The sequence below is a fragment of the Natronococcus sp. genome (assembly GCF_047921035.1).
Classification (GTDB): Archaea; Halobacteriota; Halobacteria; order Halobacteriales; family Natrialbaceae; genus Natronococcus.
Genome location: NZ_JBLRWX010000008.1, coordinates 29,570 through 46,346 on the forward strand (window position 1 = coordinate 29,570; position 16,777 = coordinate 46,346).

Annotated in this window: 16 protein-coding genes; 8 read left to right on the forward strand and 8 right to left on the reverse strand. The window is 66.3% G+C overall.

Features of this window, described 5'->3' with window-relative positions; all coding sequences use genetic code 11:
• The first annotated feature begins 66 nt into the window (after positions 1 to 66).
• Together ACNA7R_RS03205 and ACNA7R_RS03210 are read left to right on the forward strand one after the other, a co-directional pair.
• Positions 67 to 1,083: a twin-arginine translocase subunit TatC gene (locus tag ACNA7R_RS03205; RefSeq protein ID WP_416282091.1), complete on the forward strand. Its 1,017-nt coding sequence runs from the start codon at positions 67 to 69 to the stop codon at positions 1,081 to 1,083.
• A 348-nt stretch (positions 1,084 to 1,431) separates the two neighbouring features.
• Positions 1,432 to 3,204: a nitrite/sulfite reductase gene (locus ACNA7R_RS03210; RefSeq protein ID WP_416282092.1), complete on the forward strand. Its 1,773-nt coding sequence runs from the start codon at positions 1,432 to 1,434 to the stop codon at positions 3,202 to 3,204.
• A 38-nt stretch (positions 3,205 to 3,242) separates the two neighbouring features.
• On the opposite strand, the gene ACNA7R_RS03215 is transcribed toward ACNA7R_RS03210, so the two are convergent.
• From ACNA7R_RS03215 to larE, 3 genes are all read right to left on the reverse strand, one after another.
• Complete coding sequence (locus ACNA7R_RS03215; protein ID WP_416282093.1) at positions 3,243 to 3,602, reverse strand: hypothetical protein; 360 nt, start codon at positions 3,600 to 3,602, stop codon at positions 3,243 to 3,245.
• A 153-nt stretch (positions 3,603 to 3,755) separates the two neighbouring features.
• Entirely contained in the window at positions 3,756 to 5,000 is a 1,245-nt protein-coding gene (locus tag ACNA7R_RS03220) for a glycosyltransferase (protein ID WP_416282094.1), read from the reverse strand.
• Between the two features lie 98 nt (positions 5,001 to 5,098).
• Positions 5,099 to 5,962, reverse strand: coding sequence for an ATP-dependent sacrificial sulfur transferase LarE (larE, locus tag ACNA7R_RS03225; protein WP_416282095.1), 864 nt, complete (start codon positions 5,960 to 5,962; stop codon positions 5,099 to 5,101).
• A gap of 146 nt (positions 5,963 to 6,108) precedes the next feature.
• On the opposite strand from larE, the gene ACNA7R_RS03230 reads away from it, so the two are divergent.
• Positions 6,109 to 6,678 (forward strand): DUF6789 family protein, encoded by a 570-nt coding sequence (locus ACNA7R_RS03230; RefSeq protein ID WP_416282096.1) that lies wholly within the window; start codon positions 6,109 to 6,111, stop codon positions 6,676 to 6,678.
• Between the two features lie 132 nt (positions 6,679 to 6,810).
• Positions 6,811 to 7,653, forward strand: a complete 843-nt coding sequence (locus ACNA7R_RS03235; protein WP_416282097.1) for an ABC transporter permease — start codon at positions 6,811 to 6,813, stop codon at positions 7,651 to 7,653.
• On the opposite strand, the gene ACNA7R_RS03240 is transcribed toward ACNA7R_RS03235, so the two are convergent.
• The gene (locus tag ACNA7R_RS03240) at positions 7,650 to 8,744 is read right to left on the reverse strand and encodes a glutamate-cysteine ligase family protein (RefSeq protein WP_416282098.1); all 1,095 of its coding nucleotides are present in this window, start codon (positions 8,742 to 8,744) and stop codon (positions 7,650 to 7,652) included. The two genes, ACNA7R_RS03235 and ACNA7R_RS03240, sit on opposite strands and share 4 nt — an antisense overlap.
• A 514-nt stretch (positions 8,745 to 9,258) precedes the next feature.
• Here ACNA7R_RS03240 and ACNA7R_RS03245 point away from each other — a divergent pair.
• On the forward strand, positions 9,259 to 10,197 hold the full coding sequence (locus ACNA7R_RS03245) for a metallophosphoesterase family protein (RefSeq protein WP_416282099.1): 939 nt from the start codon (positions 9,259 to 9,261) through the stop codon (positions 10,195 to 10,197).
• Positions 10,198 to 10,293: 96 nt separating this feature from the next.
• Entirely contained in the window at positions 10,294 to 10,458 is a 165-nt protein-coding gene (locus ACNA7R_RS03250; protein ID WP_416282101.1) for a hypothetical protein, read from the forward strand.
• Positions 10,459 to 10,464: 6 nt separating this feature from the next.
• Here ACNA7R_RS03250 and ACNA7R_RS03255 read toward each other — a convergent pair whose 3' ends face one another.
• From ACNA7R_RS03255 to ACNA7R_RS03270, 4 genes are all read right to left on the reverse strand, one after another.
• Complete coding sequence (locus ACNA7R_RS03255; RefSeq protein ID WP_416282103.1) at positions 10,465 to 10,698, reverse strand: hypothetical protein; 234 nt, start codon at positions 10,696 to 10,698, stop codon at positions 10,465 to 10,467.
• A 74-nt stretch (positions 10,699 to 10,772) separates the two neighbouring features.
• Positions 10,773 to 11,585, reverse strand: coding sequence for a TrmB family transcriptional regulator (locus ACNA7R_RS03260; RefSeq protein ID WP_416282104.1), 813 nt, complete (start codon positions 11,583 to 11,585; stop codon positions 10,773 to 10,775).
• Between the two features lie 261 nt (positions 11,586 to 11,846).
• On the reverse strand, positions 11,847 to 12,314 hold the full coding sequence (locus tag ACNA7R_RS03265) for a response regulator (RefSeq protein ID WP_416282105.1): 468 nt from the start codon (positions 12,312 to 12,314) through the stop codon (positions 11,847 to 11,849).
• A 37-nt stretch (positions 12,315 to 12,351) separates the two neighbouring features.
• Positions 12,352 to 12,669 (reverse strand): hypothetical protein, encoded by a 318-nt coding sequence (locus ACNA7R_RS03270; RefSeq protein WP_416282106.1) that lies wholly within the window; start codon positions 12,667 to 12,669, stop codon positions 12,352 to 12,354.
• A gap of 166 nt (positions 12,670 to 12,835) precedes the next feature.
• Here ACNA7R_RS03270 and ACNA7R_RS03275 point away from each other — a divergent pair, with 166 nt between their 5' ends.
• Entirely contained in the window at positions 12,836 to 14,839 is a 2,004-nt protein-coding gene (locus ACNA7R_RS03275; RefSeq protein ID WP_416282108.1) for a MutS-related protein, read from the forward strand.
• A 162-nt stretch (positions 14,840 to 15,001) separates the two neighbouring features.
• Positions 15,002 to 16,687: an alkaline phosphatase family protein gene (locus ACNA7R_RS03280; protein ID WP_416282109.1), complete on the forward strand. Its 1,686-nt coding sequence runs from the start codon at positions 15,002 to 15,004 to the stop codon at positions 16,685 to 16,687.
• Positions 16,688 to 16,777 lie beyond the last annotated feature (90 nt).

The following is a 16,777-nucleotide window of genomic DNA, read 5'->3' on the forward strand; positions in this document are numbered from 1 at the left end:
CTGTCTGCGGTTTCGGGTGGCCGTAAGAAAAGGCCTATAACTGGCGGGGTATCTATATCCCGATAGATGTCGGACGAGTCGGCGACCGATGGGGACGGCGAACCCCCCGAAGAGCCGCTGGACGACCCCGAGGACGGTGCCTCGAGCGACGCGGAGCCCGACGCCGACACAGCTGACGCCGTCGACGACACCACAGCCGACGACGAGGAGCCCGACGCTGACGCCGACGGTGCGCTCGAGGCGGCCGACGACGAGGAGCCCGAACTCGAGACCGACGGTGAGGGCGTCGTCGGCGACCACCCGGAGGGGTCCGAGCCGACCTACCCCGATCCGGAGGAGGACGTCGGCGGAATCTCGACGCCGCCGGACGACGAGGAGATGCCGCTGGCCGATCACATCGAGGAGATGGTGCTCCGGCTGGCGGTCGTCTTGCTCATCGGTGCGGCCGGGACCGCGATCGGGCTGCTGTGGGCCTCCCAGGCGATCGATCACATCTGGGGCAACGTCTTCCCCTCCCAGTTCGACGAGGTGCCCCCGCCACACATCTACCACCCGCTCGAGCTGTGGCTGACCCGGATCAAGCTCTCGGCGCTGCTCGGAATCATGGTCGCGCTGCCGATGTTCGTCTACCAGTGTTACCTGTTCATGCGACCGGGGCTGTACCCCAACGAGCGCAAGTACTATCTCGCGGCGGTCCCGACCAGCGTCGTGCTCGCGGCGCTGGGGATGATCTTTTCGTACCTGCTGGTGTTGCCCATCCTCTTCCAGTACTTCACGTTCTACGCCGAGGGGAGCGCGGGCATCGCCTACGCGCTCGGGGATACGTTCAACCTGATCATCACGTTGACCGGCTTCCTCGCGATCGTCTTCCAGATTCCGCTGTTCATGATGCTGGCGATCATGATGGGCGTGACGACCCGGAAGTGGCTCGCGGACAAGCGCCTGTACTTCTGGGCCGGCTTCGCGGGGCTGGCATTCCTGTTTACCGTGGACCCGACGATGATGGCGCCCATCCTCGTCGCAATCACGATGATCCTGCTGTTCGAGGGGACGCTGTTGCTGTTGAAGTGGACGGGCAGGTAGCCCGTTTCCGCCGACTCTCCTCCTGGCGAACGTTCGAGAGTCGGACACGATCGTTCCCGATTCTCCCTCGCGCTCCGATTCCGCCGTGGAGCGCTCCGCCCGTTTATCCCGGCCGATCGTCGTTGAGAATCGCCGCTCGAGCGGGGGCTTCGTCCTCGGATATCTCCTTATACAGATTGGAGGTGATTGGAGATCCGACGTCCGCCGCCGAAATCCGAACAAAACTACGATATTGTAAACGATCACAGTTATACGAGTTAGGAACGTGTGGATAAAACGTGAATTCAGTCATGTTCGAGGAGAAAATTTGCGAGTTCGAGTACGATCGTCCGACCGAGGTGGTCGGCGGTGGCGCATAAGAAAGAGGAGCAGAAGGCGGACTGTTACGGCGACGAGGTTCGCCAGCACATCCTCGAGTTCGCCGAGAACGGCGGCTACGAGGCGATTCCGGACGACGAACGCGAGGAGTGGTTCACCCGCTTCAAGTTCTGGGGACTGTTCCACCAGCGCGACGGGCAGGAGTCGTACTTCATGATGCGGCTGACCAACGCCAGCGGCGTCCTCGAGCCGGGACAGCTTCGGGCGATCGCCAAGGTCGCCCGCGACTACGCGACGGGTCCCGTCGAGAACCCCGAGTTCGGCAACGGCTGGATCGATCTGACGACACGGCAGTCGGTCCAGCTCCACTGGCTGAAACTCGAGGACGTCCCCGAGATCTGGGAGCGACTCGAGTCGGTCGGCGTCTCCTCCCGGTCGGCGGGCGGGGACACGATGCGTAACATTTCGGGGAGTGCTCTCCACGGCAAGGTCGAGGAGTACGTCGACTCGGGGCCGCTACTCGAGCGGTTCCAGGAGGAACTGCGCGGGGACGACGCCCTCGCGAACATGCCCCGGAAGTTCAACATCAGCGTGACGGGCTCGAAATCCGGCTGTGCCCAGGACACGCTCAACGACATCGGCTTCGAGCCGGCGCGCAAGGAGATCCAGGGGAAGGTCGTCAAGGGGTTCAACGTCCGTGTCGGCGGCGGTCTCGGCGGTCGCCAGCCCCGCGCCGCGAGCCCGCTCGACATTTTCGTCCGCCCCGAGAATGCCTACGAGGTCGGCCGCGGGTTCGTCGAACTCTACCACGACCACGGCAACCGCCAGAACCGCTCGAAGAACCGCACGCGCTTTTTCGTCGAGGACTGGGGCGAGGAGAAGATCCGCGAGACGCTCCAGGCGGAGTACGTCGATTTCGAACTCGAGAGCGCAGGCGAGAGCTTCCGCGAGGAGTACACCTACAACGCCGGAAAACCCGCCGACGCCGGCAAGCGCGACCACGTCGGCGTCCACGAGCAGAAGGGCGAGGGGATGTACTACGTCGGCCTGACGGTCCCGGTCGGGCGCATGCCCGCCGAGGACGCCCTCGAGCTCGCCGACCTGGCCGACGAGTACGGCTCCGGCGAGCTGCGCCTGACTCGTCGCCAGAACCCCGTCATCGTGGACGTGAGCGAGGACGTTCTCGAGGCGCTGCTAGGGGAGGGGCTGCTCTCCGAGTACCGCCCCGAGCCGAGTCCCTTCGAGCGCGGCGCGATGGCCTGTACCGGCACCGAGTTCTGTTCGATTGCCCTGACCGAGACGAAAGCCCGGATGGCGCGGACGCTGCGCTGGCTCAACAGGAACGTCGACCTCCCCGACGACGTCGGGACGATCAAGATACACTACTCGGGCTGTACGGCCGACTGCGGGCAGGCGATGACCGCCGACATCGGTTTGCAGGGGATGCGCGCCCGCAAGGACGGCGAGATGGTCGAGGCGTTCGACATCGGCGTCGGCGGCGGCGTCGGCGAGGACCCCTCGTTCGTCGAGTGGGTCCAGCAGCGGGTGCCCGCCGACGAGACCCCCGGCGCGATCAGGAACCTGCTCGAGGCGTTCGCCGCCCACCGCGAGGCGGGACAGACGTTCCGCCAGTGGGTCGAGGCGACCGGAACCGAGGCGCTGATCGAGTGCTGCGAGCCCGAGGAGACCGACTTCGAGGCGCCGTACATGGCAGACGCCAAGCAGTCCTGGTACCCGTTCGCCGAGACCGAGTCGCTGGCGGAGGCGACCGCGAAGAGTTCGATGGTCCCGTCGGACGACTGACCGACGCTGCTTTTCCGTTTCCTCCCGCGAGCCGTCGGCTACCGGTGATCGGCCGTTCGCCGGTGTGCGTACTCGAGCGCCTCCTCGAGGGTTCCCGGCCCGTCGTAGCGCGCGGAAAACAGCTGCATGAACTCCACGGCGATCCGGTTGCAGCGATCGAACGTCAACACCGTTCTGATCGATTTCGCCTCCGAGAGCTCCAGCCCCGGGTAGCTCGTCGCCGTGAGCGCGTAGCCGGGGTGGGAGTCGCCCTCGAGCGAGGCGGGGGCGACCTTCACCCGCAGGTCGTCGGACTCGTGGCGGTAGGTCAGGTACCGAAGTTCCCGGTCGCTGTCGGCCGCGCTGTAGTTTCGATCGGTTTCGATCCTCCACGGGGGCGGCACGTCCTCGTCGTCCATCGGCAGTTGCTACCCGCCGAAAGGCTACGTCCGTATCGACTTGTGCAATATTTCCGAACGTCTGAATAGAAGTAACTAACCTTTCGAGTTTCGCGGCTCGAACTCGATTATACACTGAACGAACGGGTAACAGACCTCGAACTCAGTGGACGATCAGCGATCGATCTCCTCCGCGAGCAGCGAGAGGTACTCCTCGAGCAGCCGGGGGAGGAGGAACCGTTCGCGGACGGTCTCCCGGCCCCGTTCCCCGAGTCGGGCCCGAAGTTCGTCGTCCTCGAGGAGCCGAACGAGTCGATCCGCCGTCGCGTCGACGTCGTCGGGCTCGACGAGGTAGCCGTTCTCACCGTCCTCGATCTGGAGCGGGATGCCGCCGACGTTCGCGCCGACGACCGGGGTTTCCTTCCACAGCGTCTCCGAGACGGTCAGCGCGAACCCCTCCCGGAGAGACTTCTGGACGACGGCGTCGGCGCTTCGCTGCAGGAGGTTGATGCCGACGTCCGGCAAGTTTGTCAGGAGGTAGACGTCCTCGTCCGCCTCGGTTTCGGCCGCGACCTCGCGGTAGATCTCGATCCCCTCGGGGTCGTCGTCGGGCATCCCCCCGGCCAGCACGAGCTGGGCGTCGGGGATCGTCTCGCGGACGTCCCGGTAGGCCTCGACCACCCCGAGCGGGTCCTTCCAGGGGTCGAACCGCGACACCTGCACCAGCAGCGGTCTGTCGGTATCGAAGGGGTACTCGTTCGGGTCGCTCCCCTCGAGCCCGTCCGGAAGCTCCTCGAGCGACCGGTTCTTCTCGGTGAACGGGTCGATCGCGGGGTGGACGACCGCGGTCTCCTCGCCGGGGAGCGCCTCGGCGTACGCCGGGTGGGAGACGATGGTGCGGTCGATCGGATCCAGTCGGGTGCGGACGAACTCGAGGTAGGTATCGGCCCCCGTCGTCAGGTCGATGTGACAGCGCCAGAGCAGGCTCGCGTCGGGGTACCGATCGGCGAGGACGGGGGCCATTCCGAGGGACTGCGGATCGTGGAGGACGATCGCGTCGTACCGTTCCTCGAGCGCGGTCGCGTTCTCGCGGGTGACACGCCGGTAGGTGTCGCGCATCCCGTCGGTGAGTTCGGTGTGGTCGCCCTGCAGGCCGTTGTGGAGCCTCTTGGTGACGTCGTAGAACTCGTCGGGGGCGTCCATCACGTACCAGTCGACGTCGACGCCGACGTCCCTCGAGAGGGGGACCAGCGCGTGCAGGATCTCGGCGACGCCGCCGCCGTCGGCGGTCGTGTTGACGTGGGCGATTCGCTCGCCGTCGAGTCGATCGGCCCGGTCGCGGATCTCGCTGTGTCGGTCGGGGTCGAGAACATCGTCGTACGCCGCCAGCCGTCGCCCCGTCGTTTCTACGGAGTACATTCGTCGTGTGGATAGTTCACACGGCCTATCGGATTACTGTTTTTCACGTTCTCGAGACGGTCGGGCGCCACTGGCCGGTCGGTGTCGGCGCCGAGTCGTTACGTTTCCGTAGCGAAGACGTCGTTAGCGGGCTCCTCTCCGTCGGTGTCGTTCTCTGACCCGGGACTGACGCTTCCGGTCCGGTAGCCGTGCAGATCGAGGGTGACGTGGTCGAACCCGAGCTCGGAGAGTTCCTCGCGGACGGTCTCGACGAACGCGGTCTCGAGCGCGCGCTCGAGTTCGTCCGGCGCGACCTCGATGCGGGCCAGCCCGTCGTGGTCCCGGACACGGAACTGGTCGAACCCCCACTGGCGAAGCAGGGCCTCGGCGCGCTCGACGCGGGTGAGTCGCTCCTCGGTGACCTCCAGTCCCGTCGGGATGCGCGAGGAGAGACAGGCCATCGAGGGTTTGTCTGCGACCGAGAGGCCGTAGCGGTCGGCGATCTCCCGGACCTCCGCCTTGTCGATATCGTGGGCCAGAAGCGGTGAGTGGACCTCGAGTTCCTCGACCGCCTGCAGGCCGGGTCTGTGGCCGGCGCCCGGATCGTCGGCGTTGGTCCCGTCACAGACCGTTTCGATCCCGAACTCGCGGGCGGTCTCGATCATCTCGCCCAGTCGCATCGTCCGGCAGTGGTAACACCGATCGTCGTCGTTCTCGACGAAGGCGTCGCTCTCGAGTTCGGAGAACTCGACGAGTTCGTGGCGGATGCCGATCTCGCTTGCGACCCGCGTTGCGTCCTCGAGTTCGGCCTCCGGTAACGTCTCGCTTCTGGCGGTGCAGGCGACCGCGTCCTCGCCGAGGGCGTCGTGGGCGAGCGCGGCCACGACGCTCGAGTCGACCCCGCCGGAGAACGCGATCAACACGCCGTCGCGCTCGGCGAGGTCGGCGCGTGCGGCCTCGAGTTTCGCCTCGAGCGTTGTCATGGCCCGTCGTTCGAACCGGACGGGCAAAAGCGCGTTGTCGTTCGGACGGCCCGTCGTTTCGCCTCGAGGGTTCGTCCTCGCGCCGGGCCGTCCACTGCACGCCGGGTCGTTAAGTTCCTGTTCGCGGTAGATACCACGAGAGCACCATGACCGTCTCCGAACGCATTCGACGACTGCGGTCGAAAAAGGGTTCCTCCGACGTCACCGGCGCGACGGCCGAGGAGTCTCGCGCCGAGCACGCCGCGCGCGCGGCGGTTCGCGGGATCCAAGCGGGATTCGTCGCGACGCTGATCATGACGGCGTTCCGACTACCGATCCTGCGGTCGCTGCCGCCGTCGGCGAACTTCTGGTCGACGTACGTCAGCGGCGGCGATCCCGAGGATCACCCGGTTATCGGGTTGATTCTCCACCTCGTGTACGGGATCCAGGGCGGAGTCATCTTCGGGGCGCTGTTCGCCCTGTTCGATGCCGACCGCTCGATCGAGCCCGAACAGCGCGGGCTCGTCTGGGGATCGGTGTTTGGAATGGGGCTGTCGGCCTTTGGCTCCCAGATCATGCTCAAGGAGCTACTGGATATCCGACTCGACTCCGACGAGCTCGCGCTGTTCCACGCCGCCCACCTCGTCTACGGCATCTCGCTGGGCGCCTGGGTCGGCTCGCGAACCGAGGGCGTCGAAGACCCAGAGGACGAGTACGAGTACGACGACGGAAACTGACGGTCGGCCTCGCCGACTCGTTCCGGTCGCTGTTATCCTCGAACGTCGAGTTACCAATCCTTGCTAGCCGTATTACGGTCGCCCCGATCGAAACATAACAACCAGTAACCCCGTCGGCGGCCCAGCGACGGTATGGAACTGGGCCTCGTCGCCGGCGTCGTCCTGATTGGCTTCGTTCACGGCGTCCTGCCGGATCACGGCTGGCCGATCGCGGCGACGTACGCCCTCAACCGGAACCGACGCTGGCTCGCGGGGTTGCTGGCCGCGTCGATTCTCGGCGTCGGCCACCTGATCAGCAGCGTCGTGCTCGTGCTCGCGTACTTCTGGTTTAGCGCGTTCGCCGAGTTCGCCGAGGGACCGTGGCTCCGGTACGTCGCCGGGACCCTACTGATCCTGCTGGGGATCCACGAGTACCGCTACGGCGGACACGGAACGCACGAGCACGGCGAAGACCATGATCACGATCACGACGACAGCCACGGTCACGATCATGACGAGGGACACGACCACGACGCCCCGCACGATCACGGCGCGGCTCGCGGCCACCACACTAACGGCGGCGTCGACACCCTCGAGTCGGGACATCACGCTCACCACGACCACCACGGGACCGATCCCGGCCTCCTCGAGCGAGTCCGCGCCGCGCTTCCCGGGGGCGGGGGCCACCAGCACCTGAGCGAGGAACACGCCGAGCGAGGGCTGGTCGCGCTCGGGACGACCGCGCTGTTGCTCGGCTTCGCCCACGAGGAGCCGATCCAGATCCTGGCGATCTGCGTCGGAACGGAGGCCTGCCTCGAACTCATGCTCGTCTACTCGCTGGCCGTCATCGTCGCGATCATCGCGCCGACGATGCTGTTGATCGCGGGCTACGAGCACTACCGCGAGCGCATCGAGCAACTCACGCCGTACCTGCCGACGATCACCGCCGTCGTCCTGGTCGGCATGGGGCTGGCGTTTATTGCGGGCGTCCTCTAGTCGATCGCCGCGGCCAACCGCTCGATGTCGGACTCGAGCCGACTCGCGTACTCGAGGCGGAGTTCGCGGGCGTCGCTTTTGGTTACGTACTGTCGGCCGTCGATCTGGGTCGCGATCGGGTGGTAGTCGGCGATCGAGAACCCCATTCGGTCGAGGTAGTTCGCGACGGGAGTCGACTCGAGACCGGTTCGGATCGCCTCGCCGGCGAGGTCGAACGCGGTCTCGTAGTCGGGGAGTCGGACCCCCTCGCTGGTGACGTGGCCGGCCGCGCTCCCGCCGCCGTCGTCGTCGATCTGCACGTTGGTTCCGTGGATCGTCTCCATCACCGCGTACAGCTCCTCGGTGAGCCGGAGCAGCTGGCTCGGCAACGCGGCGTCGGGCGAGCGCCACTCGACGGTCGGCATCTCGTCGCGCAGCCGTACCGGGGTCCAGACGACGTCGTCGACCGAGAAGTTGTCGTCGACCGCCGCCTGCTCGATGCCGGCCTCGAGCGCTTCGCGTTCGAACTCCTCGAAACACCGGTCGAGTCGGCGCGACCACTCGCCGACGTTCTCGACGTAGTTCCAGAGCTGGCCGTGTCTGGGAAACTCCGCGTACCCTCGCTTGCGGTAACAGTGTGCCCGGGCGCTGTTCGCGACCCGTTCGCCCTGGTAGTACGGCGAGGAGCTGACGAGCGCCAGCGCCGGATCCAGCGCGATGAGGGTGTTGAGCTGATCCGTGACGTTGCGTTTCTCGAAGTGGACGTGGGTCCCGGCGCAGTAGTTCGCGTAGTCGAAGTTCTCGCCGATGACCGCCTTCTGGATCCGCCCGCGCTCGTCGGGTCGGCGCTCGATCCCGTCGCAGTTGATCGGCGTTCCGAGCGGGACGAGCCCTTTGTCGGTTCGGTCGGCCTCCGCGAGCACTTCCTCGAGCTGTTCGACGAACGTCGTCCGAAGCTCCGCCATCGACCCGCAAGGAGGCGTCTTCAGCTCGAATAGCGGTTCGACGAACTCCCGTTCGGTGTATTCGGAGACGTCCGCGAGCGATTCCGGCGGGGTGAGTTCGCCGTCGTCGTCGATCACCCAGTACTCGACCTCGAGACTCGTATTCATTCTCAGTTGAGAGGGACAGGTAGCTGCTCGGTTCGTGCGGTTAGAACGCCCTCGATACAGACCCTTCTTCAGTGGAACGAGGGCGCGTCTCGCGGAAGCAGTCGTGCCTGCACCAGCCTGCCGTATACCCCGCGACTGCGTCAGGCGGTTCGACGGAACTCGCGGAAGCCGGCTACGGCCCGACGGTCGAACTTGGAGTTCCACCGGGGGCCGCTCCGAAAACCCTCGTCGGGTGCGCCGTCGGTACGGGGCCGATACACGACACGGTCCTCGGCGCCGCTCCCGACTGTGCGGACCCGTTCCTCGCGCCGACCGAAACGTCCCGCTCGAGCGATACCGTCGGGGCGCCGTGGCGGCCGGCGAGTACGCCGCCCCTGCCAGGGAGGAGCGACTCGCGGCTCTCGCCGTCGTCCGTGAGATCCTGAACGAACTGGCGTGGGCGGAGCGACCGTCCGTCGGAACACGGCGACTGACGGGAGGAGTATTACCCGCTCCCGCGGTGAGTGGGAAGACGATGGCGGCCCCCCTCCACTCCGGGCAACTCCTCGCGCGCCTCGAGCGACCGACGGCGGCCGAGCCAACCCGAATTGCCGTGCTCTCGGACGTCCACCTCGCGACGGACGCGACGGGAACCTGGAAGGTGTTCCATCGGACCGAGCGACACCTCCGGGCAGCCGTCGAGGCGGCGAACGATCGGGACCCGGACGGCGTCGTCGTCGCCGGCGATCTGACGCGAAACGGGGTACCGGCGGAGTTCGACCTGTTCGACGACCTCGTCGACTTCGAGTCGCCCGCGGTCGCGGTGCCCGGCAACCACGACTTCCCCACGACGTTCGACGAGCGCGAGTCGCTGCCGATCCCCGCGTTCGAGGATCGGTACACCCCTGGCGGACTGCCGTTTCGGGTCCGCTTCGGCGATCTCGCGGTGTTCGGCCTCGACAGCCACGCGGCAACCCCCGGCTCGCCCGCCGAGACCTGGGACGGTCGCGTCAGCGCCGAACAGCTGATGTGGCTCGACGAGGCGCTGGCCGAGACCGACGCCGACCGTTCGATCGTCGTCGTCCACCACAATCTGCCCGCGACCGGGAATCTCTACGAGCGCTACCGTGCGGAACTCCCGGTCGCCGGCGAGGTCCCCGGCTTCTCCAACCCGGAGCCGCTGGTCGAGGTCCTCGTCCGTCACGACGTCGCGCTCGTCGTCACCGGTCACCTCCACTTCCCCGCTATCGAGCGCGCCGACGGCGTCACCGAGCTGACGGTCCCCGCAGTCTCCTCGTTCCCGCACGCGCTGTTGGTGCTCGAGGTCGACGAGCACGGAACGGTCGTCCGGCTCGTCCCCCTCACCGACGGCGGGGGGATGGTCGAGTCGATCGCCCACGGCTACGAGAAGGACCGCGTCCTGCTGTCGGCCGCCCAGCTCGCGACGTTTCCGCTCGTCGACGATTTCGCGTAGCGATTCGGGCCGGGCGCGTTCTCGATCGACGCCGTCGATTCGAACCCGTTGCTCACGCAGGCGAGGGCGATGGCTCGAGGCGTCGTGAACCCGTGCGTGACCGACTACGAGATGCACGAACCCGACTTTTCGGGGACGACGACCGACGAGTGGGACGATCCGCAGCTCGAGGACCTCGCCGACGAGCTGCGGTCCGACGTCGAGGAGCTGATCGACGAGCTGGCGAACGACAACTTCGAGGAGGCCGACTTCGGCGAGTAGTCCGGGTTACGCGGGTTTCGAGGCCGAGGCGTCCGAGGAGTCGTCTTTCATGAGCAGGCCGACGATCCCCTGTGCGACCATCCCGATGACGACCCACTTCCAGGCCAGCACCGCGACGCCGAGCATCAGGCCGGCCCGAACGTAGTTCCCGCGCTCGAGGGCCCGCTTCGCGCTTCCGAGCACCGAAACGACCGTAAGCGACCGCGTCGCCGTCGAACCGAGGAGCTTCTTGAGTACCATGCACTCCCTTGCAGCGTCGGTCGGATAACGACCGTCCCGGAGCGCGCAAGTCCTTACGTGTCCCGTTCCGAACGTTACTTCCCGGGATCTTCGACGGGAGGCAGTCCAGCCGTCAACAGCCGTCGGAGAAGCACCACGACGCCGTTCTGTAGTCCCTTGGCGAAGACCGCCTGCTCCGCCGGCTCGTCGGCCTCGGCCTTCGGATAGTACGATCCGATCAGAAGGGTCTCCCGATCGACGAGCAGAATTCGACTGATCGCGACCTCGTCGACTTTCGGCCCCGTGAGCCAGTCCAGCCCCGTTTCGAACACGCGACTCTCCGGAAGCGCCCGCTCGAGCGACTGCGTGATCGAGTCGGTCTGGCCTCCGAGGACGACCGAAAGCTCGCGATCGGCCGCCGCCCGAAGGGTGTCGAACAGCGACTCGGAGAGGATCCCCTCGTCGACGACGAGGAGCGCGACCTCCGAGTCGGCCCCGCGGATCAACTCGAGCGTTCGCGACTCGATCGCGTCGTGGCCCCGCAGCGACCACACCTCTTGGACGGAGCTGTCGTCCTCGATCTCCTCGGTCTTCGTGTTTTGGAGATGGGTCTCGAGCGTGTCTACCCGATCGTTGTACCGTTGCCGAAGGATCTGCGTCGCCTCGTCGGTTCCGACGGCGCGGTAGACCTGTGGGCTCGAGTGTTGCACTTCGACCAGGCCCTGTGACTCGAGGACGCGAATCGCGTCGTACACCCTCGTTCGCGGGACCTCGGAGATCTCGTGGATCTCCTTTGCCGTCCCGGAGGGAAGTTTGTTCAACGCCATGAAGCAGCGCGCTTCGTACTCCTGTAGCCCGAGGTCCTGCAACAGGCTAATCGCTTCGTCCGTTGTTTCGTCCTGAGTCATGGCCCAACCACGAATTCGGATAACCGAACATCCTCTATACGGCGCACGGATGGAAAAGAATTTAGGTTCGGTACCGTTCCGACGGTGCCGGCCCTAAGCGAATTTCACTCGGATAATCACAGAAGCTACTTGGGTACACGCCCGAAAGAGGGGAGTGGCGAGTCCCCGCTCTAGCCCAACCACGACGGGGGCTCGCCGATACGTTTCTCGCGAGACGGAGCGGCTCCTGGCGATCCGACAGCGACGACGAACGTAGTCGATTCACTGCTCCGGCGGGAACCGCGTCCGCCCGAACCAGAACCGATCGATCGCCTCGACGGTCGAGACGAACTCGTCGGGATCGACGGGTTTCCTCAGGTAGGCGTTGGCGCTCGCGGCGTAACACCTCGAGACGTCGTCCTCGTCGGCCGAACTCGTCAGCATCAACACCGGCAGTCGCCGCAGCGATCGGTCGGTTCTGATTCGCTCGAGGAGTTCACAGCCGTCGCAACCGGGGAGATTCAGATCCAGAAGGACGAGATCCGGCGGCGGAACTCCCGTGCACTCGTCGGTTCGAGAGAGAACCGCCAGCGCGTCGTCTCCCGTGTTGACGGCGTGGAGTTTCGTCTCGACGGTCGTTCGCGCCCTTTCGAACGCCTCCCGGGTCAACCGGACGTCACCGGGGTTGTCGTCGACCAGAAGCACGTCGATCGGTTCGTCGACGTCCCGGTGGTGGCTGTCAGTCTGCATCGTGGCTGTGAGGGAGTCGAAACATTCGTCGACCTGTTTATCGATGTGGGCCGACCAGGAGTTCCGGTTGATGATCGGCGAGCAGCGCCAGAACCGGTTCGATCTCTCCGAACTGCGGCCCCTTTTCGACGCTCTCCCTCTCCGGGCTCCACCGAACGAACCCGTAATCTTCCAGCTTCGGGAGGTGGATGTGACGTCGCTCGAGGAGAACGGCGTCCGGAATCGCCCGTTCTCCCGTCGGCCAGCCGCCGTCGCCCTCGAGCGGGAGCGGTTCGTCCAAGAGCGCGAACAGGATCCGTCGCCGTTGTTCGCTCGCTAGCGCCTCGAATACCCTGTCGGAACTCTCTTTTCTCATCGACCGTAGTTGGAGCCGAGAGCTGTTCATCCCCCCACATTTTCACGGAACTGCGGGTTTTGATTAATTGGGTGACACTCGTTCTCCCCCGAAGCCGTCGGCGACCCGACCGGGACCGCGGACGGGAGCTTTTTCTCGCTTCGCTCTGATACGCCGCTCGAGAACGATGGACCTCGAGTCGATTCCGGGCGTCGGCGAGAAGACCGCCCGGTCGCTGTCGGCCCTCGACGATCCCGAGCGAGCGCTGCGGACGGGCGACGTCGCGGCGATCGCGGCCGCACCCGGCATCTCGCAGGGGCGGGCCGCCCGCATCGCGCGCGGCGCGATCCGCCACGAGCACGACGATCCGGGCGCGTTCCTCGCGACCGACCGGGCCCGCGAGGTCTACCGGAGCGTGCTCGGGCTGCTCAAGGAGCGGACCGTCACCGACTACGCGGCCCAGCGCCTCGAGACGCTGTACCCGAGTTCGCGGCGCTCGCGCATCGAGGAGGTCCAGGCTTTCGCGAGCGACGCGATCGAGCACGACCCCGATCCCGAGGTGCTCGAGGCTCTCGAGGGCGTCGAACCGCTTCGCGAACCCGGCGACGTCCGGGTTCGCGAGCGCTGCCTGGCGACGACCGACGCGGAACGCTACGCCGAGGCCCAGGAGGCGATCCCGGAACTGCCGGTCGAGATCGTCGAGGACGCACAGGGACTGGCCGAACTCGCCCGGGGGTACGCGACGGTGATCGCGATCGACGAGTCCTTCGCCGGGATCGCCGTCGAGGGCGACGTCCGGGTCGAGCCGAACGCGCTCGAGAACCCCGCCGAGATCGTCCCCGAGCGGTCGCTGGCGTTCTTCGCGCGCAACCGAAACCGACTCCGGGCCGCCGTCGAGGTCGACCGCACCGCCGACCTCGGGGCGGACTGCGACCTCGACGCGCTCGAGGACGGACTCTCCCGGCTCGACGAGGACGGGACGGTCGCGGGCGATGCGGAACTCGACAGACTGACCGCGGCCGCGGCCGACGTCGACGCCGCGGTGGGGACGGCGGAGAACGTCGCGAACGACCACCTGCGGGAGGCGATCCGCGAGCAGGACGTCACTATCGAGGGTTCGGATCTGCTCTCGCTGGTCGAACGCGGGGCGGGCCTCGACTCGCTTCTGTCCCGGGAGCTGGCGGACGAGCACGCCGCGGCGGTCGAGGCCGCCCGCGATCACGTCGTCGACGCGCTCGCCCTCGAGTCCGGCGAGGCCGAGTTGGCCCGCCGAATCTTCACCGACGAGCCGACGTTTCCGGTCGAACGCGACGAGGATGCGCTCGGCCGGCTTCGGACCGAGCTGACGGCGGCCAAGGAGCGACGCGCGAACCGGCTCAAACGGGAGCTCGCCGCGGATCTCGCCGACCGCCGCGAGGGGGCTCGCCGGCTCGTCCGGGACGCCCTCGAGCTCGACGTCGAACTCGCCATCGCCCGCTTCGCCCGCGAGTTCGAGTGTACGATGCCGACGGTCGTCGACGAGGAGGTCGGGTTCGCCATCGAGGGGGGTCGCTCGCCGCTGCTCGACGAGCCCGTCGAGGCGATCGATCCCGTCGACTACGGGGTTTCCGGCGTCGCTCTGCTCTCGGGCGTCAACAGCGGCGGAAAGACCTCGACGCTGGATCTCGTGGCGAGCGTCGTCGTGCTCGCACACATGGGACTCCCGGTTCCCGCGGAGCGCGCCCGGGTTCAGCGGTTCGACGACCTCCACTACCACGCCAAGACCCAGGGAACGCTCGACGCCGGCGCCTTCGAGTCGACGGTCCGGGAGTTCGCGGAGCTGGCCCAGAGCGGCGAGGGCTCGCTCGTGCTCGTCGACGAACTCGAGAGCATCACCGAGCCCGGCGCCAGCGCGAAGATCATCGCCGGGATCCTCGAGGCGCTCTCCGAAAACGGCGCGACCGCGGTGTTCGTCTCCCACCTCGCCGGCGAGATTCGGGAGATGGCCGGCTTCGAGGTGACCGTCGACGGCATCGAGGCCGTCGGGCTGGTCGACGGCGAACTCGAGGTGAACCGATCCCCGGTCAAGGACCGATTAGCCCGCTCGACGCCGGAGCTGATCGTCGAAAAACTCGCCGACGAGTCCGACCCCGAATCGGTTGCGGTCCGAGAGGACGACTTCTATAACAGGCTGTTAGAAAAGTTCGATTAACGAACTGTTCTAAAATAAACATTGTATCTCAAACACGACTTTCGGGCCGTGAGACGCTGTTAACCAGGGGATAATAAGGTGCTCCGGGTCCACGTCTCGAACCGAAACGGTTGGTGCGGAACGCCGTCGATCTACTGTGAACGAACACACCGACACTAGAATATGGAACGGAGCGCGCCGTCTCAGGACGACGAAGTGGTATCGGACGACGAATCTACCGGCATGAACACGCTCTTGATCGGGATCGACGCGGGCAGTCTCTCCGTCTTCGACGACCTCGACGAGGACGAGGAGATCCCGACGATCCATCGACTCTGTACCGACGGAACGAGCGCACCCCTCGAGTCACAGATCCCGCCGTGGACGCCTAGCGCCTGGCCCTCGATGTATACTGGGGCCAATCCGGGCAAGCACGGGGCGTTCGGCTTCGTCGGCTACGACGGCTACGACTGGCACGTCACCAGCAGCGACGACGTCAACGAGCACACCGTCTGGTCGCTGCTCGACCGCCACGGCTACTCGAGCGTCGTCGTCAACGCGCCGATCACGCACCCGCCCGAGGAGTTCGACGGGGCGTTGCTTCCCGGCTTCATCGGCCCGGAAAACCCGGACTGTCACCCGGAAGGGCTGCTCGAGGAGGTTCGGGAGGCGATCGGCGACTACCGGATCTATCCGTCGTACTCCCGGGACGACGACACGCTTCCCGACTCCGAGAAAATGAAGGAGTACCGAAACCTGATCCGCATGCGCGGTGCGGCGTTTCGGTATCTGGCGGAGGAGTACGACCCCGACTTCGGGTTCGTCCAGTTCCAGAAGACGGACACGGTCTTCCACGAGTTCTTCGGCGACGAGGAGAAGGTTCGTTCAGTGTACGAGACAACCGACGACGAGATCGCCGCGATCTTAGAGCGGTTCGACCCCGACCACGTCTTCGTCGCCAGCGATCACGGGATGGGCGAGTACGACGGCTACGAGTTCCGGGTCAACGAGTTCCTCCAGGACCGGGGCTACGTCGAGACGACGACCAGCGGGAAGGGGATGCCCTCGTGGACGCCGATGCGCCGCAAGCTCCGGGAGGGCGAGGAGTCCGACACCTGGGAACCCACCTTCACCGAGCGCGCCGCGGCCGTCGCCGCCGAGCGGTTCGGGATCACGGCCCGTGACGTCGGTGCGACCTTGGAGCGCGTCGGCCTGGCCGAAACCGTCAAGAAGTTCGCGCCGGGCGGCGTCGCACGGACCGCGAACGAGCAGGTCGACTTCGAGAACTCGCAGGCGTACGTTCGGGCTCGCACGGAACTCGGCGTTCGGATCAACCTCGAGGGACGCGACCCCGAAGGCGTCGTCGCACAGGACGACTACGAGCAGGTCCGCGAGCAACTCATCCGCGAACTCGAGGACGTCGAGACGCCGGACGGCGACCCGGTCTTCGAGACCGTTGCGCCCCGCGAACGGTACTTCCACGGCGAGTACGCCGAGGACGCCGTCGACATCGTGACTGTCCCCGCCGAGTTCGATCACGCCATCTCCGAGCAGATCGGCGAGGGCTACTTCGGCCCGGCCGAACCCTGGAACCACAAGCTCGACGGCGTGTTCGCGGCTGCGGGCGAGGGCGTCGACGAGGACGAACCGCTCGAGCGTGCCCACCTGTTCGACGTCGCGCCGACGATCATGGCCTCGTTCGGACTTCCGTACAGCGACCGCATGGACGGGAGCGTGATTCCGGTCGTCGAACCGACCGAGTCGACGTCGTATCCCGCCTACGCCGACGAGACGGAAGCGAAAACCGATCGACCCGAGGCCGACGAGGAAGTAACCGATCGACTGGCCGATCTCGGTTACATGAACTGACCGGCGACCCTCTCATTGTATCCGATCGTGAAACACTGCTTAGAGACACTATAAGGAAAACCGACACCGGATAACTCCGGGTACTGTGAG

Coding starts and splice junctions, on each gene's coding strand:
- ACNA7R_RS03205 (WP_416282091.1), top strand. CDS start 67: ATGTCGGACGAGTCGGCGACCGATGGGGACGGCGAACCCCCCGAAGAG.
- ACNA7R_RS03215 (WP_416282093.1), bottom strand. CDS start 3,602: ATGGACGACGAGGACGTGCCGCCCCCGTGGAGGATCGAAACCGATCGA.
- ACNA7R_RS03220 (WP_416282094.1), bottom strand. CDS start 5,000: ATGTACTCCGTAGAAACGACGGGGCGACGGCTGGCGGCGTACGACGAT.
- larE (WP_416282095.1), bottom strand. CDS start 5,962: ATGACAACGCTCGAGGCGAAACTCGAGGCCGCACGCGCCGACCTCGCC.
- ACNA7R_RS03230 (WP_416282096.1), top strand. CDS start 6,109: ATGACCGTCTCCGAACGCATTCGACGACTGCGGTCGAAAAAGGGTTCC.
- ACNA7R_RS03235 (WP_416282097.1), top strand. CDS start 6,811: ATGGAACTGGGCCTCGTCGCCGGCGTCGTCCTGATTGGCTTCGTTCAC.
- ACNA7R_RS03240 (WP_416282098.1), bottom strand. CDS start 8,744: ATGAATACGAGTCTCGAGGTCGAGTACTGGGTGATCGACGACGACGGC.
- ACNA7R_RS03245 (WP_416282099.1), top strand. CDS start 9,259: ATGGCGGCCCCCCTCCACTCCGGGCAACTCCTCGCGCGCCTCGAGCGA.
- ACNA7R_RS03255 (WP_416282103.1), bottom strand. CDS start 10,698: ATGGTACTCAAGAAGCTCCTCGGTTCGACGGCGACGCGGTCGCTTACG.
- ACNA7R_RS03260 (WP_416282104.1), bottom strand. CDS start 11,585: ATGACTCAGGACGAAACAACGGACGAAGCGATTAGCCTGTTGCAGGAC.
- ACNA7R_RS03265 (WP_416282105.1), bottom strand. CDS start 12,314: ATGCAGACTGACAGCCACCACCGGGACGTCGACGAACCGATCGACGTG.
- ACNA7R_RS03270 (WP_416282106.1), bottom strand. CDS start 12,669: ATGAGAAAAGAGAGTTCCGACAGGGTATTCGAGGCGCTAGCGAGCGAA.
- ACNA7R_RS03275 (WP_416282108.1), top strand. CDS start 12,836: ATGGACCTCGAGTCGATTCCGGGCGTCGGCGAGAAGACCGCCCGGTCG.
- ACNA7R_RS03280 (WP_416282109.1), top strand. CDS start 15,002: ATGGAACGGAGCGCGCCGTCTCAGGACGACGAAGTGGTATCGGACGAC.